This is a genomic window from Bradyrhizobium sp. HKCCYLS3070 (assembly GCF_051167575.1).
GTDB lineage: Bacteria > Pseudomonadota > Alphaproteobacteria > Rhizobiales > Xanthobacteraceae > Bradyrhizobium.
The window spans coordinates 207,800-229,658 of sequence record NZ_JBNPTI010000006.1; the positions used below are offsets into that span (position 1 = coordinate 207,800).

The 21,859-nt window shown below is 63.6% G+C and carries 18 protein-coding genes; 3 read left to right on the forward strand and 15 right to left on the reverse strand.

Going from position 1 to position 21,859, the window contains the following annotated elements; translation table 11 throughout:
- Window positions 1–313: 313 nt before the first annotated feature.
- The 14 genes from ACQR03_RS20810 to ACQR03_RS20875 all read right to left on the reverse strand — a co-directional run bounded on the left by ACQR03_RS20810 (window position 314) and on the right by ACQR03_RS20875 (window position 14,866).
- Window positions 314–976 (reverse strand): class I SAM-dependent methyltransferase, encoded by a 663-nt coding sequence (locus ACQR03_RS20810; protein WP_315712807.1) that lies wholly within the window; start codon window positions 974–976, stop codon window positions 314–316.
- A 27-nt stretch (window positions 977–1,003) separates the two neighbouring features.
- A complete protein-coding gene (locus ACQR03_RS20815; protein WP_316192918.1) occupies window positions 1,004–2,041 on the reverse strand; it encodes an aminoglycoside phosphotransferase family protein in 1,038 nt (345 codons plus the stop codon).
- Complete coding sequence (locus ACQR03_RS20820) at window positions 2,028–2,645, reverse strand: hypothetical protein (protein WP_434841822.1); 618 nt, start codon at window positions 2,643–2,645, stop codon at window positions 2,028–2,030. Before ACQR03_RS20820 ends, ACQR03_RS20815 begins: the two co-directional genes overlap by 14 nt.
- A 24-nt stretch (window positions 2,646–2,669) precedes the next feature.
- Window positions 2,670–3,707, reverse strand: a complete 1,038-nt coding sequence (locus tag ACQR03_RS20825) for a zinc-binding dehydrogenase (RefSeq protein ID WP_434841823.1) — start codon at window positions 3,705–3,707, stop codon at window positions 2,670–2,672.
- An 8-nt stretch (window positions 3,708–3,715) separates the two neighbouring features.
- Entirely contained in the window at window positions 3,716–4,639 is a 924-nt protein-coding gene (locus tag ACQR03_RS20830) for a transketolase family protein (RefSeq protein ID WP_434841824.1), read from the reverse strand.
- Window positions 4,636–5,484: a transketolase gene (locus ACQR03_RS20835; protein WP_434841825.1), complete on the reverse strand. Its 849-nt coding sequence runs from the start codon at window positions 5,482–5,484 to the stop codon at window positions 4,636–4,638. The genes ACQR03_RS20830 and ACQR03_RS20835 overlap by 4 nt, the downstream gene beginning before the upstream one ends.
- A gap of 44 nt (window positions 5,485–5,528) precedes the next feature.
- On the reverse strand, window positions 5,529–6,527 hold the full coding sequence (locus ACQR03_RS20840; protein ID WP_315753227.1) for an NAD-dependent epimerase/dehydratase family protein: 999 nt from the start codon (window positions 6,525–6,527) through the stop codon (window positions 5,529–5,531).
- A gap of 12 nt (window positions 6,528–6,539) precedes the next feature.
- On the reverse strand, window positions 6,540–7,148 hold the full coding sequence (locus ACQR03_RS20845) for an SIS domain-containing protein (RefSeq protein WP_315712798.1): 609 nt from the start codon (window positions 7,146–7,148) through the stop codon (window positions 6,540–6,542).
- Window positions 7,145–8,083, reverse strand: a complete 939-nt coding sequence (locus tag ACQR03_RS20850; RefSeq protein WP_315712796.1) for an NAD-dependent epimerase/dehydratase family protein — start codon at window positions 8,081–8,083, stop codon at window positions 7,145–7,147. Before ACQR03_RS20850 ends, ACQR03_RS20845 begins: the two co-directional genes overlap by 4 nt.
- A gap of 108 nt (window positions 8,084–8,191) precedes the next feature.
- Window positions 8,192–8,914 (reverse strand): nucleotidyltransferase family protein, encoded by a 723-nt coding sequence (locus ACQR03_RS20855; protein ID WP_315753226.1) that lies wholly within the window; start codon window positions 8,912–8,914, stop codon window positions 8,192–8,194.
- A 9-nt stretch (window positions 8,915–8,923) separates the two neighbouring features.
- Window positions 8,924–10,411: a PfkB family carbohydrate kinase gene (locus ACQR03_RS20860; protein ID WP_409977946.1), complete on the reverse strand. Its 1,488-nt coding sequence runs from the start codon at window positions 10,409–10,411 to the stop codon at window positions 8,924–8,926.
- A gap of 481 nt (window positions 10,412–10,892) precedes the next feature.
- Window positions 10,893–12,026, reverse strand: coding sequence for a hypothetical protein (locus tag ACQR03_RS20865; protein WP_315753225.1), 1,134 nt, complete (start codon window positions 12,024–12,026; stop codon window positions 10,893–10,895).
- A gap of 133 nt (window positions 12,027–12,159) precedes the next feature.
- Window positions 12,160–13,296 (reverse strand): hydrolase, encoded by a 1,137-nt coding sequence (locus tag ACQR03_RS20870; RefSeq protein ID WP_315753224.1) that lies wholly within the window; start codon window positions 13,294–13,296, stop codon window positions 12,160–12,162.
- A 67-nt stretch (window positions 13,297–13,363) separates the two neighbouring features.
- Window positions 13,364–14,866, reverse strand: coding sequence for an MBOAT family O-acyltransferase (locus ACQR03_RS20875; protein WP_315753223.1), 1,503 nt, complete (start codon window positions 14,864–14,866; stop codon window positions 13,364–13,366).
- Window positions 14,867–15,319: 453 nt separating this feature from the next.
- On the opposite strand from ACQR03_RS20875, the gene ACQR03_RS20880 reads away from it, so the two are divergent.
- From ACQR03_RS20880 to asnB, 3 genes are all read left to right on the forward strand, one after another.
- On the forward strand, window positions 15,320–16,381 hold the full coding sequence (locus ACQR03_RS20880; RefSeq protein WP_316172938.1) for a hypothetical protein: 1,062 nt from the start codon (window positions 15,320–15,322) through the stop codon (window positions 16,379–16,381).
- 417 nt (window positions 16,382–16,798) lie between these two features.
- Window positions 16,799–18,754 (forward strand): TIGR04372 family glycosyltransferase, encoded by a 1,956-nt coding sequence (locus ACQR03_RS20885; protein WP_316172937.1) that lies wholly within the window; start codon window positions 16,799–16,801, stop codon window positions 18,752–18,754.
- Window positions 18,755–18,792: 38 nt separating this feature from the next.
- Entirely contained in the window at window positions 18,793–20,763 is a 1,971-nt protein-coding gene (asnB, locus tag ACQR03_RS20890) for an asparagine synthase (glutamine-hydrolyzing) (protein ID WP_316192919.1), read from the forward strand.
- A 105-nt stretch (window positions 20,764–20,868) separates the two neighbouring features.
- On the opposite strand, the gene ACQR03_RS20895 is transcribed toward asnB, so the two are convergent.
- Window positions 20,869–21,831 carry a lysylphosphatidylglycerol synthase transmembrane domain-containing protein gene (locus ACQR03_RS20895; RefSeq protein WP_315712786.1) on the reverse strand — a complete coding sequence of 321 codons (963 nt, stop codon included), beginning with the start codon at window positions 21,829–21,831 and terminating at the stop codon, window positions 20,869–20,871.
- Between the last annotated feature and the right edge of the window lie 28 nt (window positions 21,832–21,859).

The following is a 21,859-nucleotide window of genomic DNA, read 5'->3' on the forward strand; positions in this document are numbered from 1 at the left end:
TCGTGTGGTCCTGGCCTCTCGACGCTGAGGTCTGCGCAACGCGCCAAAGGCGCGTTGTCGCAAAATGGGGGCAAGAACGCCGATCCCCAGGGAGAGCACGGAGGACACCGTTAAAACCAGTCGCGCGGGGAAGGCCGGGATGTCCCAGCCGAACCTGTGGTACCTGCCGCCTGCACTTCTTTCTGCAGGCGGGCCATGGGGGCGGCAGGCTCCCGGCCTTCCCCGCGCCCTCTCGTTCGAGAGAGCGATCGTCGACTGATAGCTCGGATGCCAATGCGTCGCGAGAGCGCCTGTCGACGCTCTCAGCTCACACTCATTCGAAGAAGATGAATTCGTGGTCGCCGGTGTAGCCGGAGCGCTTGAATTCGAAGGCCCATTCCTCGGGGGTGTGGAAGATGCGGCAGGTGAGCTGCCAGTACATCAGGTTCACCTTCTCGCGCTCGTTGCGGTAGCCCTCGACGCAGAGATACTTGGCGCCGCGGCTGACGCGCTCCATCTCGCGCAGGGCGGCATCGAGATCGTAGTTGTAGAGGTTGTGCAGCGTGTTGATCGAGATGACCAGATCGAAGTGCTTGTCGGGGTAGGGCAGCTTGGCCGCGGTGCCGACCTGGCAGAACGGCTTCACGCTCTCCATCGTGTGCTCGATGCCGTAGGAGGAGACGTCGATGCCGGCGACCTCGAGATCCGGGATGGCTTCGCGGAAATCGTGCAGGATGAAGCCCTTGCCGGAACCGACGTCGAGCACGCGCATGCCGGGCTTGATGCCGTAGGTCGCGATCATCGCATCGGCGACCTTGCGCCAGCGGCCGTCATATTTGTAGCCGCCATAGCCGGTCTCGCGGCTGCCGTCCCAGTAGTCGTAGTCGTACTTGATCGCCATCTCCGCGACATCGGCCTTGTCGCGCTGGGTAACGCGCGCGAGATAGTCGCGCTTGGTCGATTTGTGGACGAGACTGACGAACTCGCGATAGGCCATGAAGATCTCCGGGCGTTACGATGTCGGTTAGTCGGATGTGGCGCCGATGAGGTCGAGCTTGGCGTCGGCCTTGGCGAGCTGCGCGGCGCAACGCTGCGCCCAGGCGCCTGTGTCGGCGAAGGCGCGCCTGGTGGCGCCGAGCGGCAGGAAGTCGTTCAGGATGATGCAGGTCCACTTGACCTGGTAGGCGTCGAGCAGGAGCCGGCAGCGCGCGACGCTGGCCGCGTCCAGTCCGAGGCCGTCCGTGAGCCGGTCGATGAAATGCTCGTGCACCGCCAGCGGCACCGGCACCTCCGGCTGGCAGAAGAAGTCGGAGACGAGCTTGGCCGGATCGTCGCGGCCGGCATATTCGAAGTCGAGGAAGGTGAGCTTGCCCTGGTCGTCGATCAGTGCGTTGTGGAAGCCGAAATCGGACGGCGACAGGCAGACCTGATCGGCGGGGATGGCGGTCTCGAAGGCGAGCCCTTCGGCCGCGGCGCCGCGCAGAATGGTCGCCTTCACCTCTGCCCAGGCCGGCTGCAGCCGTGCGGTCACGAACTGTCGGGCGTCGGCCACATGGGGCACGTCGCCATCGAGCGTCGCCAGCCGCGCCACCCGGCGCTCGACGGTGGCGAGGTGCTCGGCGAGGGAGAAGCAGGCCTCGGATCCGGCCGCCAGCGCCGGGCGGGGCGGAGCATTCACGGCGAGCACGAAGTCGATCGCGGCATCGACATGAACGGGCGCCAGCTCCGCGACCGTCAGCTTGCGTCCCTCGACGAAGCTGTACAGGCCAGCCTGTTCGGCGCGGTCGCAGGCCAGGGGCTCCGGCACGACACGGACCCCGTGCGACCAGGCATGGCTGACAAAACTCCATTCGGCGCCGAGCCGGTCGCGGGTGTCGCGAGCGTCGGTGAAGTAGCGCTTGAGGACCAGCGGGCCGTCGGCCGTGTCGAGACGGAAGACCTGGTTGTTGCGACCGCCGGCCAGCCGCGTCAGTCCCGTAGGGCTGGCCTTGCCGGCCTGCGCGGCGAGGCGCTGGGCGAGCGCCAGCAGGGCGGCGTCGGCGTTGGCCTCAGCCGCGGTCACGGACGACATCCGCCGCGATCTCGGCCCACGAGGCGCGGCGCTCGTAAGGGACGGCCGTGGTCGCGAACTGGTTCTCCGGGTCGAACAGCACCTTGCGCATCCCTTGCGGGAATCCGGTCATGCCCAGGATCTCCGGCAGGTCGTCGACGAACACCTCGCAGGCCAGCGCATGGGCGCGGGCGACCTTCTCGTCCTTGGTCAGCTCGAAGAACACCCTATCAGGCGCGATCTGGCTGGCGGCCGATCCCATCAGACCGCGGTCGGTCAGGAAGCCGCGCGCCGCGGCATGCATGTCGTGCTTCGGCCCGAGAATGGGGTGCTTGGTCTTATGGCTGACGATGAACAGGTCATGGCCGGCGGCGCGGGCCGCGGCGACGAACTCCGCGAAGCCGGGGTAGGGCGACACCAGGTCCATGCGGGCGCCGTAGACGTAGCCCTGCAGCTCGGTGAAATCGTCCTTGCGTCCGGAGCCGTTGAGATGGTCGCGGACGCTGTTCTTGTCGCGGCCGAGGTCGGCCGGGATCAGGCCGCGCTCGAGCGCGGCCGCATGAAACACGCCGTCATAGCAGGCGATCGTGTTGTCGAAGTCGATCCCGATCCGCATGGCTTGTACTTAAATGGCCTGGGCTTAACGCAAGGACATGTCGATCAGCGGACGGCCGACCTTGCCGGCGGCGAGATCCTGCAGCGCCTGGTCGGCCTGGGCGAGGCTGTAGGGCTTCGACAGGAGGTCCCGCACCGGGAAACGGCCCGAGCTCAAGAGCCGCCCGTAGCGCCCGTAATCGCGATCCGGGACGCTGTCGCCACCCCAGGTGCCGAGCAGGCTCTTGCCCTGGTTGAAGACGCCGGGATTCAGCGTGAGCGCCGCACCGTGCTTGGCATTGCCGATGACGACCGCGCGGCCGCCCTGCTGGCGGGTGGAATTGATCGCCTGATCCATGACGCCGGGAATGCCGGAGGATTCGACCGCGAGATCAACGCCCTGCGGCACGATCTTCTTGATCTCCGCCAGCACGTCGCCGGCCGCGTCGATGACGTGGGTGGCGCCGTAGATCTGCGCGAGCGCGCGTCGGGTCGGGTTGGGATCGATGCCGATCACCGGCATGGCGCCAGCGAGGCTTGCCGCCATCAGCGCATTGAGGCCGATGCCGCCGGTGCCGAACACGGCGACCGCATCGCCCGGCTGCACCTTCAGCACATTGTAGACCGCGCCCATGCCGGTCGGGGCGGCGCAGCCGAGCAGCACCGCGACATCCATCGGCAGGTCGGGCGGCAGCAGGGTCAGGCGATTCTCGCTGACGACGGCATGGCGCTGGAAGGTGGTGACGCCGCCGGCGTTGACCTTCTTGCCGTCCCAATCATAGACGGCGCCGCCGGCCTCGATGCCGGTGCCCTTGATCCAGGACAGCACGACCTTGTCGCCGACCTTGACCTTGGTGACGGCGCTGCCGGCCTCGATCACGGTGCCGGTGCCCTCATGGCCGAGGCAGTGCGGGACCCATTTGTCCTCGCCCTTGTCGCCGCGCCACTCCATCACCTGCGTGCCGCAGGCGCCGGAATAGGCGATCTCGACCAGGACCTGCCCGGGCTTCAGGGCCGGGGTCTCGATCTCGGCCAGGACGAGCGGCTGGCCGGTCTGGACCAGGAGGGCAGCTTGGGTCTTCATGTGATGTCTCAGCTCAACGCGTGGATGATCTTGTCCGCGATCTGGTGGCCGGTCAGTCCCAGCACCTCGCGGGCATATTCCTGTTCGCCTGACTTCTTGAAGAAGGCATCCGGCGTGCCGAAGCGCAGAAACTTCTGGTGCTTCGTCTCGGTATCGGCGAGCCATTCGGACACGGCGGAGCCGAAGCCGCCGATCAGCGAATGCTCCTCGATGGTCGCGACCAGCTTGAAGCGGCTGAAGGCCTGCTTGAGCTTGTCCTCATCCAGCGGCTTCACGGTGTGGAAGCTGACGACCTCGGCGGAGATGCCCTTCTCCTTCAATCTATGTGCGGCTTCAATGACTTCGGGCAGCATGTTGCCGGTCGAGAGCAGGCAGACGTCGCTGCCTTCTTCGATCGTGATCGCCTTGCCTATCGTGAAATCCGTGAGGGGGCCCTTGTGAACGACCGGCTCACCCTTCTTGCCCATGCGGATGTAGACCGGACGGTCCTGCTGCATCGCCGCGCGCAGCGCGCCGCGTACCTCGAAGGCGTCGCCCGGGCAGATCACGACCATGTTCGGGATCGAGCGCAGGAACGAGATGTCCTCGCAGGCGTGATGGGTCGGGCCGAGGCCGGAATAGGCCAAGCCAGCGCCGACCGCGACGATCGTCACGGGCGCCTCGTGATAGCAGACGTCGGTGCGGATCTGCTCCAGGCAGCGCGTCGTCACGAAGGGGGTGATGGTGTAGGCGACCGGGCGCAGGCCGTTCATGGCCATGCCGGCGGCGACGCCCATCATGTTGGCCTCGGCGACGCCGCAGTTGAAGAAGCGGCTCGGGTGCTTGTCCTTGAACTTGTCGAACAGGCGGTTGCCGATGTCGCCCGACAGCATGACGACGCGGGCGTCCTCGTTGCCGAGCTTGGTCAGTTCGTCAGCGAAAGCGTTTCTCATGACAGGCCGAGCTCCTTGAACGCCTTCGTGACTTCGTCTGCAGTGGGGGCGCGATAGTGCCAGTTGTTGTCGTCCTCCATGAACGACACGCCCTTGCCCTTCACGGTGTGGGCGATCAGCGCCACCGGCTTGCCCGAGCCGTTCGGAATGTTCTGCATGGCTTCCGCCAGCGCGCCGACGTCGTGGCCGTCGATCTCGTGCGCATCCCAGCCGAAGGCGGCCCATTTGTCGCGCAGCGGCGCCAGCATCAGGGTCTCGTTGGAGCGCGCGGTCGCCTGCCACTTGTTGTAGTCGACGATGACGCAGACATTTTCGAGCTTCTGGGCGGCCGCGAACATCGCCGCTTCCCACACCGAGCCCTCGTTGTTCTCGCCGTCGGAGAGCAGGGCGAACACGCGGTAATTCTCGCCCTTGATGCGGCCGGCCAGCGCCATGCCGCAGCCGAGCGGCAGGCCGTGGCCGAGCGAGCCGGTGGCGGCCTCGACGCCGGGCAAGAGGTTCGCCGGCGGATGCTCGGCGAGCCGGCCGCCGTCCTGGCAGTAGGTCTCGAGCTCCTCGATCGGGAAGTAGCCCTTCATCGCCAGGGTCGCGAACAGCGCCGCGGCGGCGTGGCCCTTCGACAGGATGAAGCGGTCGCGCAGCGGATCCGTCGGGTTCGCCGGGTCGATATTCAGCACGTGCCAATAGGCTGCGGTCATCGCATCGGCGCAGGACAGCGACGAGGCGAGATGGGCGGCCTGGGCCTTGTGCGACATCTCGATGATCTTGCCGCGCAGCTTTGCCGCCTGCGCCTTCAGGGCGGCGGCGTCAGGCTTGGCCGCTGGGCTCCGGACTGCCACGTTCATCGTGCTCTCCAGTCGCGCTCCCCCGGGGAAGCGCAGGGTCTCGATCAGGGTTTATGTTCGTACTTGGTCGGCAGCTTGGCCATGACATCCTCGAAGCGTCGCGCCCAGGCGATGACGTCGTCGATGCCCTGTTCCAGCGAGAACGTATCGCGCCAGCCGAGCTCAGTGCGCAGCTTGAAGCTGTCGAGCGTATAGGCGGTATCCTTGCCGGGACGCTCGGGTCCGATCTCGACGCAATCCTCGAACGACTTGCCGAGCCTGGCCAGGATCATCTCGACCAGGGTGCGGATCGAGACCAGCTCATAGCCCGAGATGTGATAGGTCTCGCCGAGCTTGCCGCTGCGCCCGATCTTCACCGTCGCGTCCGAGACGTCGGTCATGTGGATGAAGACGCGGATCGACTTGCCGCCGCCGTCGAGCCGGAGCTTCTGCCCGGTCATCGCGGCCACGATGGTGCGCGGCACGATGCGGTAGAGCTGCTGACCCGGACCGTACACGTTGGCGGCGCGCGTGAAGACCACCGGGAACTGGTAGTTGGCGAAATAGGTCCGCAGGCTCATGTCGCCAGCCGCGCGCGACACCGCGTAGGGCGTCGACGGATTGAACGGCGCGTCCTCACGGACCCAGCCCTCGGTCGAGCCGTAGACCTCGGGCGTCGTGACGTGGACGTAGCGGTCGAGGCCGTCATAGTTGCGCAGGATGTCGTGCAGCCGGACCGCGGAGACGACGTTGGTCATCATCCAGTGGTCCGGATGCAGCCAGCTCTCGCCGACCATGCTCTGCGCAGCGAAGTTCACGACGTGGGTCGGCCGCTCGGCTGCCAGCAGCGCCTTCAGCGCATCGAGATCGTGGTTGAGGTCGACGCGCTGGAAGCGGACCTTGCCGGCCCGCTTCTGCCATTTGTACGGCAGGAACGCGTCATGCGGCTCGTCCGAGCGGCTGGTCGCGATCACGTCGTGACCGGCCGCAGCCAGGAAGTCGACGAAGGTTGCGCCCGAAAACGAGTTCGAGCCGAGGATCAGGTACTTTTCGTTCGCAGCCATCGTCCTTGCCCGTCAGACCTCGCGCGTCGTGATGATGTCGCCGCGCTGGGCGTACAGCCACTGCATGATCATGTGGCCGATCACCATCTGCGCGTCCTCGGCGATCTGCATGTCGTCGACCGCGAAGTGGATCGGAACGTCGGCGAGCGCCTTGGCCTTGCCGCCGGAGAAGCCCAGCACGGCATAGCTGGTCATGCCGATCTTCTTGCCTTCTTCCAGCGCCTTCAGGATGTTCGGCGAGTTGCCGGAGCCGGAGAAGGTGATCAGCACGTCGCCCTTGCGCGCGAGCACCGCGAGCTGCAGCGAGAACACCTGGTCATAGCCTTCGTCATTGGCGAGGCAGGTGATCACGGACGGGTTCGACGACAGCGAATGCACGCGCAGGCCGGAGCCGGGCGTCTTCGACAGCGCGTAGAGGAAGTCGTTGGCGAGGTGGTTGGCGTTGCCGCCGCTGCCGCCATTGCCGCAGAAGAACACCTGCCGGCCGGTCTGCCAGCAGTCGCGCAGATCATAGGCGAGCTTCTCGACGGGGCTCCAGTCGAAATCCTTCAGCACGGTGCTGAAGCGGCTGGTGTAGTCGGCGAACAGGCTGCCGGGGGTCTTGAAGGCCAGGACGTTCATTTCACGACCTCCTTCTCCATCCATTTCAGATTGTACCAGCGGTCGTCGTTCTTGAGCTGGCCTTGCGAGTACATGCCGATGATTTCCTTGATCGCGTCCTCCACCGTCTTCTTCGGCCGGAAGCCGGTCGCGAGCAGGCGATCGGAGTTGACGCGATAGCTGCGCGGGTCGTTCGAGGGCGTCACGATGACCTCGGCCGGCACGTGCTTGGTGACGAGCCTGGCGATGTCGAGGATCGAGATGTTCTCGAAGCCGGCATTGTAGATCCCGGTGTGCTCAGGATGATCGAGCAGGAAGAGATACAGATCGGTGATGTCGTCGATGTGAATGTTCGGGCGAGTCTGGTCGCCGCCGAACACGGTGATGCGGCCGTTCATCAGCGCCTGCATCGTCAGCATGTTGACGGAGACGTCGAGCCGCTGGCGCGGAGAGTAGCCGCAGACGGTCGCGGGGCGCACGATCTGCACCACCATGTCGTCCTTGTAGGACAGCACGATGCGCTCGCCGCACATCTTGGTCTTGTTGTACTCGGAGATCGGCAGCAGCTCGAGATCCTCGGTGACCTGCTCCTCTTCCTTGACGCCGTAGACGCTGCCGGAGGAGGCGTAGATGAAGCGCTTGATGCCGTGGCGATAGGCGCGATCGGCGAGCTGCATCGTGGCGAGGCAGGAGATCTCCCAGGTCAGCTTTGGGTCGAGATCGCCGCAGGGATCATTGGCGACGCTGGAGAGATGAATGATGGCGTCGACCCCGGTCAGGTCGATGGCGTCGGGATTGCGGACGTCGCCCTGGACGACGGTGAGATCCGGATGCGGCTCGAGAAAGTTGCCGAACCACATGATGTCGAATGCAACGACCTTATGGCCGGCCTTCAAGAGCTTCGGCACGAGCACGCTGCCCTTGTAGCCGCACGCTCCGGTCACGAATATCTTCATCTGAGCAATCCCCGTGGCTCGCCTGTCGTGTCGCCGGCTGGCGCGTCGCGCGCACCTTTATACAAATTGGCAGAAGAAGGTGACCAGCCCGGCGGCGAAACCCGCCCGTCAAGCGTCCCCGCCACGGCGTGGTTCGTGATTAAACTCCAAATGGGCCCGGCGCAAGCTTTCCGGGTTGCCGATGTCCCGATGATAACCGCTGGTTTCCACGCAGAAAATGCGTCCCAAATAGTTGGGGATGATTTCCGTGGAGAGATCGACGATCGGCTTTCCCAGCGCGGCGATGTCGGCGATGACGGCGGGATCGAATACATAGACCGCGCCATTGGCGAGGTTCCCGGGCGGATTCTTGACCTTCTCGTGGAAGGCGATGACCCTGTGCTGATCGTCGAGCTCGAGAATCCCGCACGAGCTCGGATCATCGGTGCGGAATGCGAGCATCGTCATGATGCAGCCGGGCGGGCGGTTGCGATGGGCGGCGAGCAGCCCCGCGACGTCGAAATCCGTCAGATTGTCGGCGTGAGCCACGAGGAAGGGCTGGTCGCCGAACCAGGCGCGGTTGGCAAGCACGGTGCCGCCCGTCCCGAGCAGTTCATCTTCGTGAACAAGATCGATGCGGTCCCGCCAGCGCGATTGCGCCACGTGGGCGCGCACCTGTTCGGCGAGCCAGTGTGTGTTGAGCAGCGCGCGCTCGATGCCGCCTTCGAACACGAGATCGAGCCAGTAGTCCAGCAATGGACGGTCGTGCACACGCACCAGGCATTTCGGCGTCGTATTGGTCAGCGGGCGCAGCCGGCTTCCGATCCCCGCCGCGAGCAGGAGGGCACGCATGACGACATCCTACTCCTGGCTGAATCCGGTCTCGTCGATTTCCCGCACCAATTCCGCCGTCGTCAACGGCAGATTGCCGACGCGGGAAACCTGGAGGGCAGCCGCCAGCGATCCGAGATAGGAGGCCTGCCAGATATCGGCGCCCGCGCGCAGGCCCATCGAGCAGGCCATGAAGAAGCTGTCGCCGGCACCGGACACGTCCTTCGGGGATGGATTGAACGCCGGCAGGCGGTCCGAGGTGAAGGTGCCGTCCGCCATGGTGTTGATCAGCGCGCCCTCGGCGCCGAGCGTGATCACGAGATTCTTGGTGCGGGCCCGTTCGACCAGCCGCTCGCTGATCACGGCGAGACCCGAAATGAAGTCGTTCAGTGCGACGCGCGCCTCCCGCTCGGTCGGCGTCAGCAGGGTCATGCCCTTGAAGCGGGAGACGTCGCCGGTCTGCGACGACACCTGGCTGTCGGCCGCCATCATCACGCCCTGGGCGCGGGCGCGATCGGCGATCGCGTCGACCAGATCCTGCGGCAGGCAGCCGTAGTTGAAGCAGGAGAACAGCAGCAGATCGCAGGTCTTCAAGGCGCGCTCGACCGAGGTCAGCATCTGCCGCTGCAGGTCGGCATCCGACGCGTGCTGGCGCAGATGATTGACGCGCAACAGCGTCTTGTTGAGCGCGCGAAAACGCTGCTTGCGCGTGGTCGGCCGGCTCTGGTCGGTGAAGGCGTTGAAGTTGACGCCATGCTGTTCGAGCGTGTTGCGGGCGAACCGCGCCGCTTCGTCGTCGCCGACCAGGGTGAAGAATTTCACGTCGGCGCCGAGCCCGTGCGCATGCGCCGCAACCGCACCCGCGCCGCCGACGAAGGTGCGGGTCATCAGCGGCGTCACGACGATGGTCGGGTCCTCCTGGGACATGCCGACCGCATCGCAGGTGACATATTCGTCGACGATCAGGTCGCCGATGACGGCGACCCGCATGCCGGACAGCTTGCGGAGCAGATCCTTCAGATTCGCGATCTCGAAGCCGTGGCGCCTGGGAAATTCCTGCGGCTTGCGGACCGTGGAGATGTCGATGTTGGCGTCGCGTTCCAGCAGCGACAGCGACGCAAAGCGCAATTCACCGGACGAGAAGATCAGCCGTCCGCCATAGGCGTCCACGGCCTCCTGCTCGGGATTGGCGCGATCCTCGAACTCCTTGCCCTTGACGACGACCGTCGGCTTCAGATGCGCGATGAAGTCGGACGCCGATGTTTCCAAGCGCACGACATGGTGCACAAAGGCGATGGAACGCACATTTTCGAGGCGCATGTCCTGCGCCAGGGTCACGCCAGGCGTCGAATCGGGATTGACGCCCACGACCAGCACGTCGGCCTGCTCGGCGGCGAACTTCAAAAGCCGTAAATGTCCGGGGTGCACGACGTTGAAGTTGCCGGACACGAACGCAATCGTCTGCCCGGAGTCGCAGGAGGCGCGAACAGTCTGACAGGCCAGATCCATCTCACTCATATCGATCACCTGATCCAAGGAATTCGCCTCCGGTTCGATCGGGCTGAGGTCGGATAATCGGCCACCGTGTCATTCGCGGGCCGAGGAACTCCGATGCAAAGCGTCGCTGTCGCCCGGCACATCTGCACCGCGAATCCCGTTCCGATCTGCATCTTTCATGCTCGACATTGATTTCGTTGCGAAAAAACAAGCACGGTCCCCCGATCGGAGCGATGGAGGGGCCGGCGGCGGTCATTTCCAGCGGTCTCTTTATCAGGTGTGCGCAGCAGCACAAACAGTCCTGTTAGCTTACGGTTGTGTGGTCGCGTTGGAATGCGGCTTCCGGAGAGCTCATCATCCTTTCTCCGCGATGCTCAGCATCTTTGCTGACGAATCAGGCGGAGGATGGATCCGAGGATGCTCCGACGAGAGACGAACTGCTTCGCTGGTGGGCGGGCCAATCGGAAAAGCCTCGGAGGACGCAAGTCTCTCGCAGCATGCCTCAGTGATAGAGATCGAACTGTTCACCCTGTCCCTTTTCGAGATCGGCTGCCAAGGCGCTGCGGTCGATCCGCGGAAACAGCTTGCTGAACTCGGTCCGGTCCAGCAGGGCGAGGTAGGTCTTGAGCATGCCCCTTTCCGAGGGATGCGCGGGATCGAAGAAGTTGCCGGAATCGCGCGATATCTCGGTGCGGCTCATATCGAAGAACTGGATGCCAAGCTGCGCAAATCTTTCGACGGTCTGTGGACTCCTGATCTCGCGCCAGTGACCAGAATAGGGCCGGTAGGCTTCATCGGTATCGAGGAAGGCTGCCGCGCTTTCCAGGAACGGATATTGGATCGCAACCACCGAAAAGCCTCGTTCGCGAGACAGTCGGGCCAAGCGATCGACTTCCAGGAACTGCCTTTCGCTGAGGTGGGATGTACCCCAGAACGACAGGATGTATTGAGCGCCTCTAGACATCGTCTCGGCCCATGCGCTTCGATAGGGTGGGGCAACTATGACCGAGCCGTCCTTGCGGAATCCGAACTTCCCGCGAATCGCCTCTGGACCGACCAGTTTGTTGTTGTCCACAGGATCGAACTGCGGAATCAAGAGCGCGGACCGGATTGCTTCGATGTTTCCCCCAGTCCGGATCACGAACTCTACCACGCTGTGCAACTCTCGCCGGTGTGCATCGAGCCCCTGTGCGAAGTCCATCGTGCGTTCCTTTGTCCAGGCATCGGCAAGGGAATCGTCGAACAGGAAGTAATCCAGCGCCACGACGACGACGCGCGGTTTCGCAGCTTTGGTCGCGCGATCGACGAAATCTACGACGTGCGCGAGAGGCCAAGCCGTCAGGCAGGCGTTATAGCTGCGATAGGGGCGAAACATCTGTTCGCGGGCTTGGCCGCAGCGGGAACTTCCCACCAGCAAGATCTCAGGGCGAGTTCGCCTAATTCGCTCCAGCTTGTAAGCGGCATAGTCCTTGAACGTCCCAAGCCAGACGAGCCGGTCGCTTTGTGACTGCTCCGCCGCGATCACTGAAAGCGGAACCGTGGCGCCCAATTGCCAGCCCGCCCATTCCAACATCGCCAGCAGCGGCACGAACGCGGCAGCGAACAGCGTTATGACTATCGCGATATACCGGGTCACGGGCTTGTATCCATTCCGTCTCCTGCCGCAAAGCTCGGCCATCTTGGCCCCCAACAAGCAACATTCGGACGTTGACTGTCCACGTGTCGAGCTGACGACTCAGAGGTGCTGGCCAAAGAGCGTTGTATGGTGCTCAGGTTTGCGGTGAAGAAGCGAGTGATCGCCGGATCTCTGAGGGGTCGATCCTCGGAAACTCAGCTCCAAAATCCGGATCATTCAGCAAATGCAGCATCGTTCGGGCGGCGCCGGCCTCCGCCAAATGGTAGGCGTCCACGAAACTGGCCGTCTCATGCTCCATCGTTAGGCGCGCCAAATCGAAGAAGCGGATTCCCATCTCCTGCATCCAGTCCCGAGTTTGCTTGCTCGCGAACTCTCGCCAAGCACCGAACCTCTGAGGACCGTCCTGTTCGCGATCTAGAAGATCAACGCCAGCCCGAATGAACGGCAACTGAACGCCAATGAGCTTTACCTTGCGAGATTTCGCGATTTCCGCGAGTCGAGCGATCGGCTGTTTCAGCCGTGACGACACGCCTGGCGCGCGAGGAAGGCTCCCGGCGAGCGTTTCGGCATTCAAGTAACGTGAGCGCGCATCGGCAATATGTGCCGGTGAATAGAGGTAGGATCCGTCACTGCGGAAGCCTTCCCCATGAAGGATGGACTGGGTGCCGACGAAGGCCGTCGGCGAGCTGGCGTAGTTCCGGAATGGCGCCGGATTGCGCGCTGCCGTCCGCGCGAAATCCAAAAGGCTTGATCTCACATAGGTGAGCGCGAGATCGTAACGCATCTTTCGTGGAAGAGCGAACCATTCTTCCCAACGCTCGGCAAACAAGAAGTGATCCAGTGAGAGAATGGCGACCCGGGGAGGCGCGAACCGTGTGGCGCGCTCGAACAGATCGACCATCTGGTCAGTCGTCCAAGCCGTGAACGAGAGATTGTAGAAGCTGTATGGAACAAAATGGGCGGAACGAAACGACCCTGCGCGCGATGAACTGATCCAGATGACTTCGGGACGCTCCTGCTCGAGCCTCGCCAACTTGAACGCTGCATTGTAGCGCAGATCAAAGGGAAGCACGATTTGCCCGGGGTTCTTTCGCTGGGACTCAGCCAGATCCTGCAGAGTTTTCGTAGCGCCGAATGGCCGGGCTAGTTGAAAAAGAGTCGCGGGAAGCAGGTAGCCGGCCAGCGCGGAGGTCGCCAGAACCGTCGTGACGTAACGCCGCGTGCAATCCATCGACTGCACTGAAAGCGGTGGCCGCGGTTGATCATCCATGCAGCGGTCGTCTGAAACCATGCTCATTAACATCAGCGCAAAGCACTGCGGTGCACGCGGTGATAGCTTAGAACTGGAAGTAGAGGAACTGGGAGGTGTCTCCGGCGATGATGTTCATCAGAACCGCCGCCACCAGCGCGATCGAAGTTCCGATGGCCCACGGCAGGGACGGTCGCCACTTCAGGTTCAGAATGCTCCAGGGACGAGGGTTGTGGTAGGTGTCCAGTCCGACCTTCCAGCGCTCGAACATCGTGTTCACGTTGGGCAGGGTGAAACAGGCGACATAGCCTGCCAGGATTGCGATCATGAGGCGCGGATCGACGAGGTTCGTTGCCGTGATCTTCTCCGGGTTGGACAGGGCGAGCATCCCCTTGATGAGCCTGACCGCGGCATTCGGATTGTCGGCCCGGAAGAAAACCCACGCCAGAACCACGACGAACTGTGTCAACAAGAGCGCCGCCACCGCATACCAGGCGGTCGCCGACAGGCGGGTGAGGGCCGGTCGCTGTGCGACGAATTTGCCCCAGCGATGATTGACGATCAGAAACAGCCCGTGCAGCGCTCCCCATATGATAAAGGTGAAGCCTGCTCCGTGCCAGAGACCGCCGAGCAGCATGGTGGCGAAGAGGTTGGCGTTTCTCCGGTGCTCGCCGTAGCGATTGCCGCCAAGCGGGATGTAGAGATAGTCGCGGAGGAAGCGCGACAGCGAGATGTGCCAACGGCGCCAGAACTCGACGATGCTCAGCGATTTGTAGGGGGAATCGAAGTTGAAGGGCAGCCGGATCCCGAACATGATCGAAATGCCGATCGCCATGTCGGAGTAGCCCGAGAAATCGAAGTAGATCTGCAGCGAGTAGGCGAGCGCGCCGCCCCAGGCGTCCATCAGGTGAAGGTGGCTCGAATTGGCGGCGTGGAACACGGGATTCGCGATCAGGCCGAACCCGTCCGCGATGAACGACTTCTTGAAAAGTCCGATGGTCAGAATCGTAAGGCCGACCGCGACCTTCTCGATGGAAATCCGTCGGCTCTCCTCCGAGCCGAATTGCGGCATCATCTCGCGGTGATGGAGAATCGGGCCGGCGACCAGATGCGGAAAATACGTGACGAACAGGCCGTACTTCACAAAGCTTCGTTCATCGGAATACCCGCCATAGACGTCGGCGAGGTAGGCGATCTGGGTGAAGGTGAAAAACGAAATGCCAAGCGGGAGAACGATCGCAAGCGAGGGGTGCTTCGACGCGGTGATCGCATTGAGGATCTGGATGCCGAAATTCGTATATTTGTAGAACGCGAGCGCGGCCAGGTTGAGCGTGATGGCAGCGGAAAACAGGCCGGTGCGGAGCTTTCCGGTCTGTCCGGCAATCAGCAGACCCATCGTATAGTTGAAGGCGATGGAGATTAGGATGATCGGGACGAAGTGGATGTCCCAATAGCTGTAGAAGGTGAGCGACGCCGCGGCGAGCCAGCTGAGGCGCACGACAGGGGCGGCGAAAAAGCGAGCCAGCAGAAAATAACCGACCAGAGTCACCGGCAGGAACAGGAACAGAAACTCAAACTGCGTGAAGAGCATAACAAGTTTCTTGATGTTGCTGCATATTGCGCTGCTTTATCAATGATTGAGGGCGCTGCCAAGTTGCGTGCGCCTCTCCAACTGCGAATTTCGGGGGATGCCGCCTGCTGACGGTGGCGACGTGCGGCCGGCCTCTCGAACAGGGCGGACCCTTTTCGATCAATGATTCTTCTGCTATGGCAGCTCAAAATTCGACCCAACGACGCCAATCCAACGCCGCCGTGACGGGGGGCGCGCAATCACTCTTGCCGACGACCGCAGCGGCGAAGAAACCCCTCGATGGATCATGCAGATGACATCCCGATAGGTCTGCGCTCCCGCGCAAAGCAAACTTGGGAGGAGTGGGAAGCCCTCTGTTCCACCGGCTGACGTCGTGTCTAGACTCTCGTCGTCGGAGCCGAAAGCAGCTGCCACGACACCCACCGAGACAACCTATCGAGCGGAAATTGCGTCATGTCGACAGTCGGCCGGTCTGCACCGGAAAAGTCAGCTGAACCGGCCGGATTCGGGCGCTATCTCATCGCAGTCGGAATTGTCGGCCTGGCGGCCGCGTTCGCGTTTTCGCTCGGCTTGTCGCTCTTCTCATTCGACGCGTGGACGTTGCGCGATGGGCTGTTGCAGATTCCGCGCCAAAGCGACACCAACTGGTATCGTGATTTTGGAGGCCGCAGCATTCCGCAGATCCAGGACCAGGATATCTTCTACAGCAATCTGGGAGGATCGGTCGGAGCCGCCGAGCAGTCTGACATTGTCTTTCTCGGTCCGTCCTTCGTCAGCTATGCCGTAGACCGGCAGACGCTCGCGCAATCGCCGGTGCTCGGTCGATTGGGGATCTACAACATGGCCTTCGTGGGCATTCGCGGCGGTGAGTTCTCGCGGCTCGTGATCCAACGCTGGAAAATCCGTCCGCGTCTGTGGATCATCAATGCCGACGATCAGTTCGTGCACTTCTTCAGCAACGACCTCAACGTCACTCTTGGTCCGCAGAAGCAGCCCATTGCCGCCGTCCAGCGCAACCGACTACGGGGGTACCTGACGGTGGTCGGCCGCAATCTGCACTGGCGTATCGAGGACTTGATTGCGGCGTATCAGAACGGCCATTTCTCGCCCACCGGCCTCTATCGCAACATCGCTGATGGTGACATGGGGCTGGATGACAATCCGGGCTATGTCGCCTTGGGCAACAAGCCGATGCTGTCGGCCCGCGATCCCGACTGCCATACGACCCCCGCGATTGTCGACTATGCGAAGAGATTTCTCCAGGAAGTGGGCGGAGAGGCCGTGCTCACATTGGTCCCGCATAGCCAGTCCTGCGTCCAGCAGGCCGCAGAACTGGCGAAGGAATTGAACATCGAACTGATCGCGCCGCCATTCGATGGCCTGACGACGATCGACGGCGGCGGCCATTTGGACAGGCACGGAGCGCAGATCTTTACGAGCTATCTCGCTCGCGAGATCGTCAAGACGGCGGCTTTCAAGCGGGCATTTCCCGTTGGAGTTGGCGACGGCAAATGATGCCGATTTTGCTGAATTCCAACCAAGGAGGAGCCGCCGCCTCCACGCGGGGTCGTCCGACACGCTTCGTCCGAGCCCTCGCTCATCAGGTGGGACTCCCCGAGACCAATCGGCGCCGGGCTTAAGATTCTGAATCCTCATTTCATCCGGTTTTGCTCGCGTTCATCCCCATGTTCGGCTTGGAAAATTCCCGGGACCTCTGTTATAGCTGCGATCCAATCGGCTCAATCCTTGGTTGGCATTTGCGGCGGCGATGTCTCCACGGGGAATTCTCCCATTGGACCCGGCGAGCGTATTGTCCTTATCCTGAGACGTGATCCTTGGCGCGCAGGCGACTTGAATGGCCGGTCGTCCAGGCTCCGCCTTGATCCGAACGCGCGGAATCCGGGATTTCAAGGTTGTGTGGAACTTGGTCGTATGAAACTGCAAAAGCAAAGGCCGATGCGCGGCGGCCGCCGACGGTTTGTCTACCAGGTCTTCGTCATAGTCGGAGCGACCCTCAATCTGCTGCCGCGACGCGCGGTGTTCCTTGGTCTGGTCATCGCTTTCGCCGCGAGACTTCCACTCCGGCGGCGCCTTGCTCAGGCCTATTTTCCCTATGCGACGTCGCATCTTGCAGCTCGGCCGGAGTTTCGTTTTTCGACGGCTCTCAGCCGATATTTCCCCGGCGCTTCGATTCAAGCCCTGAGCAGCATCGGTGCCTATCGCGAGGCGGCCGGGACTGTCGGCCGCGAAACCTTGGCGTTCGATGATGCGGACACCAGATACGCGCTGGTTCGATCCTTGTTCGAACTGGGCGAGTTTTCGGAAGCGCGCGATGCCGCGGCGGGAGCGAAGCCCGAACAGCTCGAAGCGATGGTCGATCTCGCCTTCTACAAGGCCATGGTCGACGTGATCGAAGGGGATGAGGCGGCGGCGCTCGACGCGATGTTCTGGGCGGGTCGGAGCAGCCTGCATTTTTTCCGTCCCCACCAGAACATCGCAGCTCGGAATTCACCGCGCTATGTTCCCAACAGCCTCGATTTCCTCTGCGGCGCTCCCGGCCGGCTGTTCGACCTGTGCAACTTCACGGGCCAGCGCGTGATGCATGTCGGTCGCGGCGAGATTGCAATTCGGTTGTATGAGCGCGCCTTGGATGCGCAGCGGGAACTGCGGGCATCGCCGCCACCGCTTTCTGATGAGTTGAAGCGTCTGCTCGACCGGCTCGGCCTCACCTTCGATACGCTGCGGCTCGTTCCTGAGGAATGGGCGACGCAGATCGGCCATCTCGGCATGCTCGACATTCTGTTTCGGATGCGAGAGCTGGGCTGGTGGTCAGGCGAAGCCGTGATCGTCGTCCGTCCCGATAGCATCGCCAACGCGGTCTTCTTCAAGCTGTTTGAAGGTTTCGGCAAGGTCGTGGTGATCGGCGAAACCGTATCGGAGCGACTGGGTGAGGAGCTGCTGTCCTTGCAGCGCTGGTGCGGGTTGAACTTCAACGCGTTCAGGCTGCCGGATGGGCGGGTCGTGCCCTGGCAGGACGCGGGTGCGATCGCCATCGAGCAATGGGAGCGTGAGGGCAGAGGGCATCCGTTGCGTGATGCCTACGACCGGAGTGCGGCCGCCGCTGCGGCTCGCTTCGATGCGTTCCGTTCCAGGTACGGCATGAAGCCCGACGACTGGTATGTGTGCCTGCACACCCGGGACGCAGCGCATTATTTCGAGTTCATGGGCACAGGGCAGACCCACCGCAATGCGCCGATCGAGACGTCTTTGGACGCCATTCGTCTGATCGCCTCCCGTGGCGGATGGGTCATCAAGCTCGGTGGTCCGAACTCGCCGAGGCTTCCGCCGATGGCTCGCACGATCGATTACGCGCTGAGCGAATTCAGATCGGAGCCGATGGACATCCACCTGATCCGCCACGCCCACGCCTTCATCGGGACGACGTCCGGGTTGACGAATGTCGCTGTCAGTTTCGGCATTCCTTGTGCGATCGTGAATGCGATCACGACCGACGCCCAGCTATGGAACAGCAACGTCCGTTTTGCCCTCAAGCCCGTCAGACTGGCAGACGGCACCGTGCTGACGCAGCACCAACTGACGACGTCGCCCTGGCGCTGGCGCGTGTTCGATGCGGCCGTGCTGGGCCGGAGCGGCGCGCATCCGGAGACCAACTCGGCGGACGACATCCGCCACACGGCGGATGAGGTCCTGGCCATCGCCGACGGTCGGTTGGCTGAATTCGAAGGCGATCACGATGGCGCACGACTGCTGTCGCGCTGGAGGCGTGCGCTGGGGCTGCCCTATTACTACGGCACCAGCCGTCCGAGCCTCGGTTTCCTGGCCAATCATGAGACGGAATTGCTGCACGACGCTGGTGAGGGTCACTGAGCCATGCAGATGGGGGACGAAGCGGCGGAGAGGGGACCATGTGCGGCATAGCCGGCCTGTTTCGCCTCGGCGGAGCCGACCAGGCCCAACTGGCCGGGATCGTCGAACGGATGACGGCAGCGCTGGCGCATCGCGGCCCCGATGCGTCCGGCAGTTGGATCAGTGCTGCGAAGGGGCTTGCCTTCGGACATCGCCGTCTGGCGATCCTCGATCTCTCCGAGGCCGGGGCGCAGCCGATGCACAGTGCCTGCGGACGCTACACCGTCACCTTCAACGGCGAGATCTACAACCATCTCGATGTCCGTGCAGAGCTGGAGGCCGCCGGCGCCGCGCCGAATTGGCGCGGTCATTCCGACACCGAAACGCTGCTCGCCGCGATCAGCCGATGGGGCGTTGAGCCGGCGCTTCAGCGCCTGATCGGCATGTTCGTCTTCGGGCTCTGGGACGCCGAAACTCGGCAGTTGATCCTGGCGCGCGACCGCTTCGGCGAAAAGCCGCTGTTCTACGGCTGGAGCGGCGCCGATCTGGTGTTCGGCTCCGAGCTCAAGGCGCTGGCGGCGCATCCCTCCTGGGCGCCGTCGCTCGACCGCGCGGCGCTCACGGCGTTCATGCGCTATTCCTACGTGCCTGCGCCTGCCACGATCTGGACCGGCATCCGCAAGCTGCCACCGGCGTCGTTCGTGAGCTTCGCCTTGGATGCGGCTCCCGGCGGCTGGCCACTGCCGCAACCCTATTGGTCGCTGCGCGATCGCGTCGCTGCCGCCCAGGAGGATCGCATCGCCGACGAGCGCGAGGCCGTCGATCGGCTGGAGCAGTTGCTGTCGGTCGCCGTGAAGCGGCAGTGCCTGTCGGACGTGCCGCTCGGCGCGTTCCTGTCCGGGGGCGTCGACTCATCGACCATCGTGGCCTTGATGCAGGCGGGGGCGAGCCAGCCGGTCCGCACCTTCAGCATCGGCTTTGCCGAAGGTGGCTACAACGAGGCCGAGGACGCCCGCAGGGTTGCCCAGCATCTCGGCACGGATCATACCGAGCTGTACGTCGATGCGCGGACCGCGATGGACGTGGTGCCGAAGCTGCCGCGGATCTATGACGAACCGTTCGCCGACTCCTCGCAGATCCCCACGCATCTGGTCGCGCAGCTCGCGCGCCGGCATGTGACCGTCGCATTGTCAGGTGACGCGGGCGACGAGCTGTTCGGCGGCTACAACAGGCATGTCTGGGGCGGCGCGCTGCAGGCGCGTCTTGGTCGCGTGCCGATGCCGCTGCGGCGTGCCATTGGCGCCGTTCTCGGCGCGATCGCCCCAGAGCCGGCCGAGACGGTTCTCAGGGCGCTGCAGCCGGTGTTGCCGGCCCGATTGAAGGTTCGGCATGCCGGCGATCAGGTGGCCAAGCTCGGCCGCGTCATTGCCGCCGACGGCTTTGATGGCCTCTACCGGGCGCTGTGCTCGATCGATCAGGATCCGGCCGGGACGGTGGTGGGTGGCACGGAGCAGGAGAGTTGGGCGGGGAGCGAGATGCGGCAGCTCGCGGCGCGGCTCGATCCGCTCGACCGCATGACCCTGGCGGATTCCCTCAGCTATCTCAGCGACGACATCCTGCAGAAGGTCGATCGCGCGGCGATGGCGGTTGCGCTGGAGACGCGTGTGCCGTTCCTCGACAAGGACGTCGTCGAGTTCTCCGCCAAGGTGCCCGCCGGCATGAAGGTGCGGGACGGCCGCGGCAAATGGCTGGTGCGGCAGGTGCTGTATCGCCACGTACCGGCCGAGATGATCGATCGGCCGAAGACGGGCTTCAGCATTCCGCTCGACGCGTGGCTGCGTGGGCCGTTGAAATCCTGGGCCTCGGACCTGCTGTCGCCGGAGCGGCTGAGGCGGCAGGGCCTGTTCGATCCGGTGCGGGTGACGCGCATGTTCGACGAGCATCTCAGCCGCCGCCACAATCATTCCTACTGGCTGTGGAACGTGCTGATGGCGCAGGCCTGGCACGACGAATGGGCGCGCGCCGCTTAGAGCATGATGATCCGGAAAAGTGGAAACCGGTTTTCCGAAAAGATCATGCTCAAACAAAGAGATGAGATCATGATGCGATTCCGTGGAATCGCATCATGATCCAGGTCAGTCTTCGACCGTCGCGGGAACGGCGAGGCGGCCGGCGCCTTTTTCGGCGCTGAGAATCCACACCAGCCCGCCCATGCCGCCGACGATGAAGTAGACCGCGCCGAACAGGATCGAGACCACGGTGCCGTCCGCCGGCGCCAGGCCGGCATAGCCGAAAGCCACCATCATCGTCGCCTCGCGCACGCCCCAGCCGGCGATCGAGATCGGCAGCATCGTGATCAGCATGATCGGCGGGGTCAGCAGGAACAGTTGTTCGAATGCGGCTGGCGCCGCGATGGAGCGCACCGCGCACCAGGCAATGACGACGGCCAGCACGTGAATTGACAGTGACAGCGCGGCGATCTTCGCAGCCGTGGTTCGGCCGAAGATCACCTTGTTCGCGATCACCGAGCAGGCATAGACGTGACGCGTCGGCCACCACGCCTTCATCCACGCCGCCGGCAGATGGCCGATGGTGAGGAAGCCGACGCCGGCCGCCAGCGCGGCGGCGTCGACCAGCACCAGGGCCAGCCGCCCGTGCTCGTCGGCGATCATGCCATAGCTCCACGGCAGGCTCGAGACGATGATCAGCGCCAGCGCAATGAAGCCGACGGCGCGGTCGGTCAGGATCGAGTAGCTGGCCGCGCGCCAGCCGGCGCCGGTGCGCCCGATCAGCCAGAGACGCACGGCATCGCCGCCGATCGAGGACGGCAGGGTCTGGTTGAAGAAGGCGCCGATCATGTTGTAGCGGAACGCCTGCAGGTCCGTCAGCGGCGCGCCGCACAGCGCGGAGATCTCGCGCCACCGCAGGGCGCCGATGAAGATCTGCACCAGCGTGATGGCTACCGCCAGCCCGATCCAGCCGATGTTGATCTGGCTGAGCCGTTCGCGGATCGCCGCAAAGTTGATCCCGCGCAACGCGAGATACAGCAGGGCCAGCGACACCACGATCCGGAGGAGAAGAATCAAAAACGCACGCATGCCAGGCTGGCTTCGCTCTTGGTTGAAA

What these genes read in the sequence shown, in the direction of transcription:
- ACQR03_RS20840 (WP_315753227.1), bottom strand. Translation starts at nt 6,527, where the DNA reads ATGGCTGCGAACGAAAAGTACCTGATCCTCGGCTCGAACTCGTTTTCG.
- ACQR03_RS20895 (WP_315712786.1), bottom strand. Translation starts at nt 21,831, where the DNA reads ATGCGTGCGTTTTTGATTCTTCTCCTCCGGATCGTGGTGTCGCTGGCC.
- ACQR03_RS20860 (WP_409977946.1), bottom strand. Translation starts at nt 10,411, where the DNA reads ATGAGTGAGATGGATCTGGCCTGTCAGACTGTTCGCGCCTCCTGCGAC.
- ACQR03_RS20845 (WP_315712798.1), bottom strand. Translation starts at nt 7,148, where the DNA reads ATGAACGTCCTGGCCTTCAAGACCCCCGGCAGCCTGTTCGCCGACTAC.
- asnB (WP_316192919.1), top strand. Translation starts at nt 18,793, where the DNA reads ATGTGCGGCATAGCCGGCCTGTTTCGCCTCGGCGGAGCCGACCAGGCC.
- ACQR03_RS20855 (WP_315753226.1), bottom strand. Translation starts at nt 8,914, where the DNA reads ATGCGTGCCCTCCTGCTCGCGGCGGGGATCGGAAGCCGGCTGCGCCCG.
- ACQR03_RS20820 (WP_434841822.1), bottom strand. Translation starts at nt 2,645, where the DNA reads ATGCGGATCGGGATCGACTTCGACAACACGATCGCCTGCTATGACGGC.
- ACQR03_RS20880 (WP_316172938.1), top strand. Translation starts at nt 15,320, where the DNA reads ATGTCGACAGTCGGCCGGTCTGCACCGGAAAAGTCAGCTGAACCGGCC.
- ACQR03_RS20875 (WP_315753223.1), bottom strand. Translation starts at nt 14,866, where the DNA reads ATGCTCTTCACGCAGTTTGAGTTTCTGTTCCTGTTCCTGCCGGTGACT.
- ACQR03_RS20885 (WP_316172937.1), top strand. Translation starts at nt 16,799, where the DNA reads ATGAAACTGCAAAAGCAAAGGCCGATGCGCGGCGGCCGCCGACGGTTT.
- ACQR03_RS20835 (WP_434841825.1), bottom strand. Translation starts at nt 5,484, where the DNA reads ATGAACGTGGCAGTCCGGAGCCCAGCGGCCAAGCCTGACGCCGCCGCC.
- ACQR03_RS20850 (WP_315712796.1), bottom strand. Translation starts at nt 8,083, where the DNA reads ATGAAGATATTCGTGACCGGAGCGTGCGGCTACAAGGGCAGCGTGCTC.
- ACQR03_RS20830 (WP_434841824.1), bottom strand. Translation starts at nt 4,639, where the DNA reads ATGAGAAACGCTTTCGCTGACGAACTGACCAAGCTCGGCAACGAGGAC.
- ACQR03_RS20810 (WP_315712807.1), bottom strand. Translation starts at nt 976, where the DNA reads ATGGCCTATCGCGAGTTCGTCAGTCTCGTCCACAAATCGACCAAGCGC.
- ACQR03_RS20870 (WP_315753224.1), bottom strand. Translation starts at nt 13,296, where the DNA reads ATGGATGATCAACCGCGGCCACCGCTTTCAGTGCAGTCGATGGATTGC.
- ACQR03_RS20825 (WP_434841823.1), bottom strand. Translation starts at nt 3,707, where the DNA reads ATGAAGACCCAAGCTGCCCTCCTGGTCCAGACCGGCCAGCCGCTCGTC.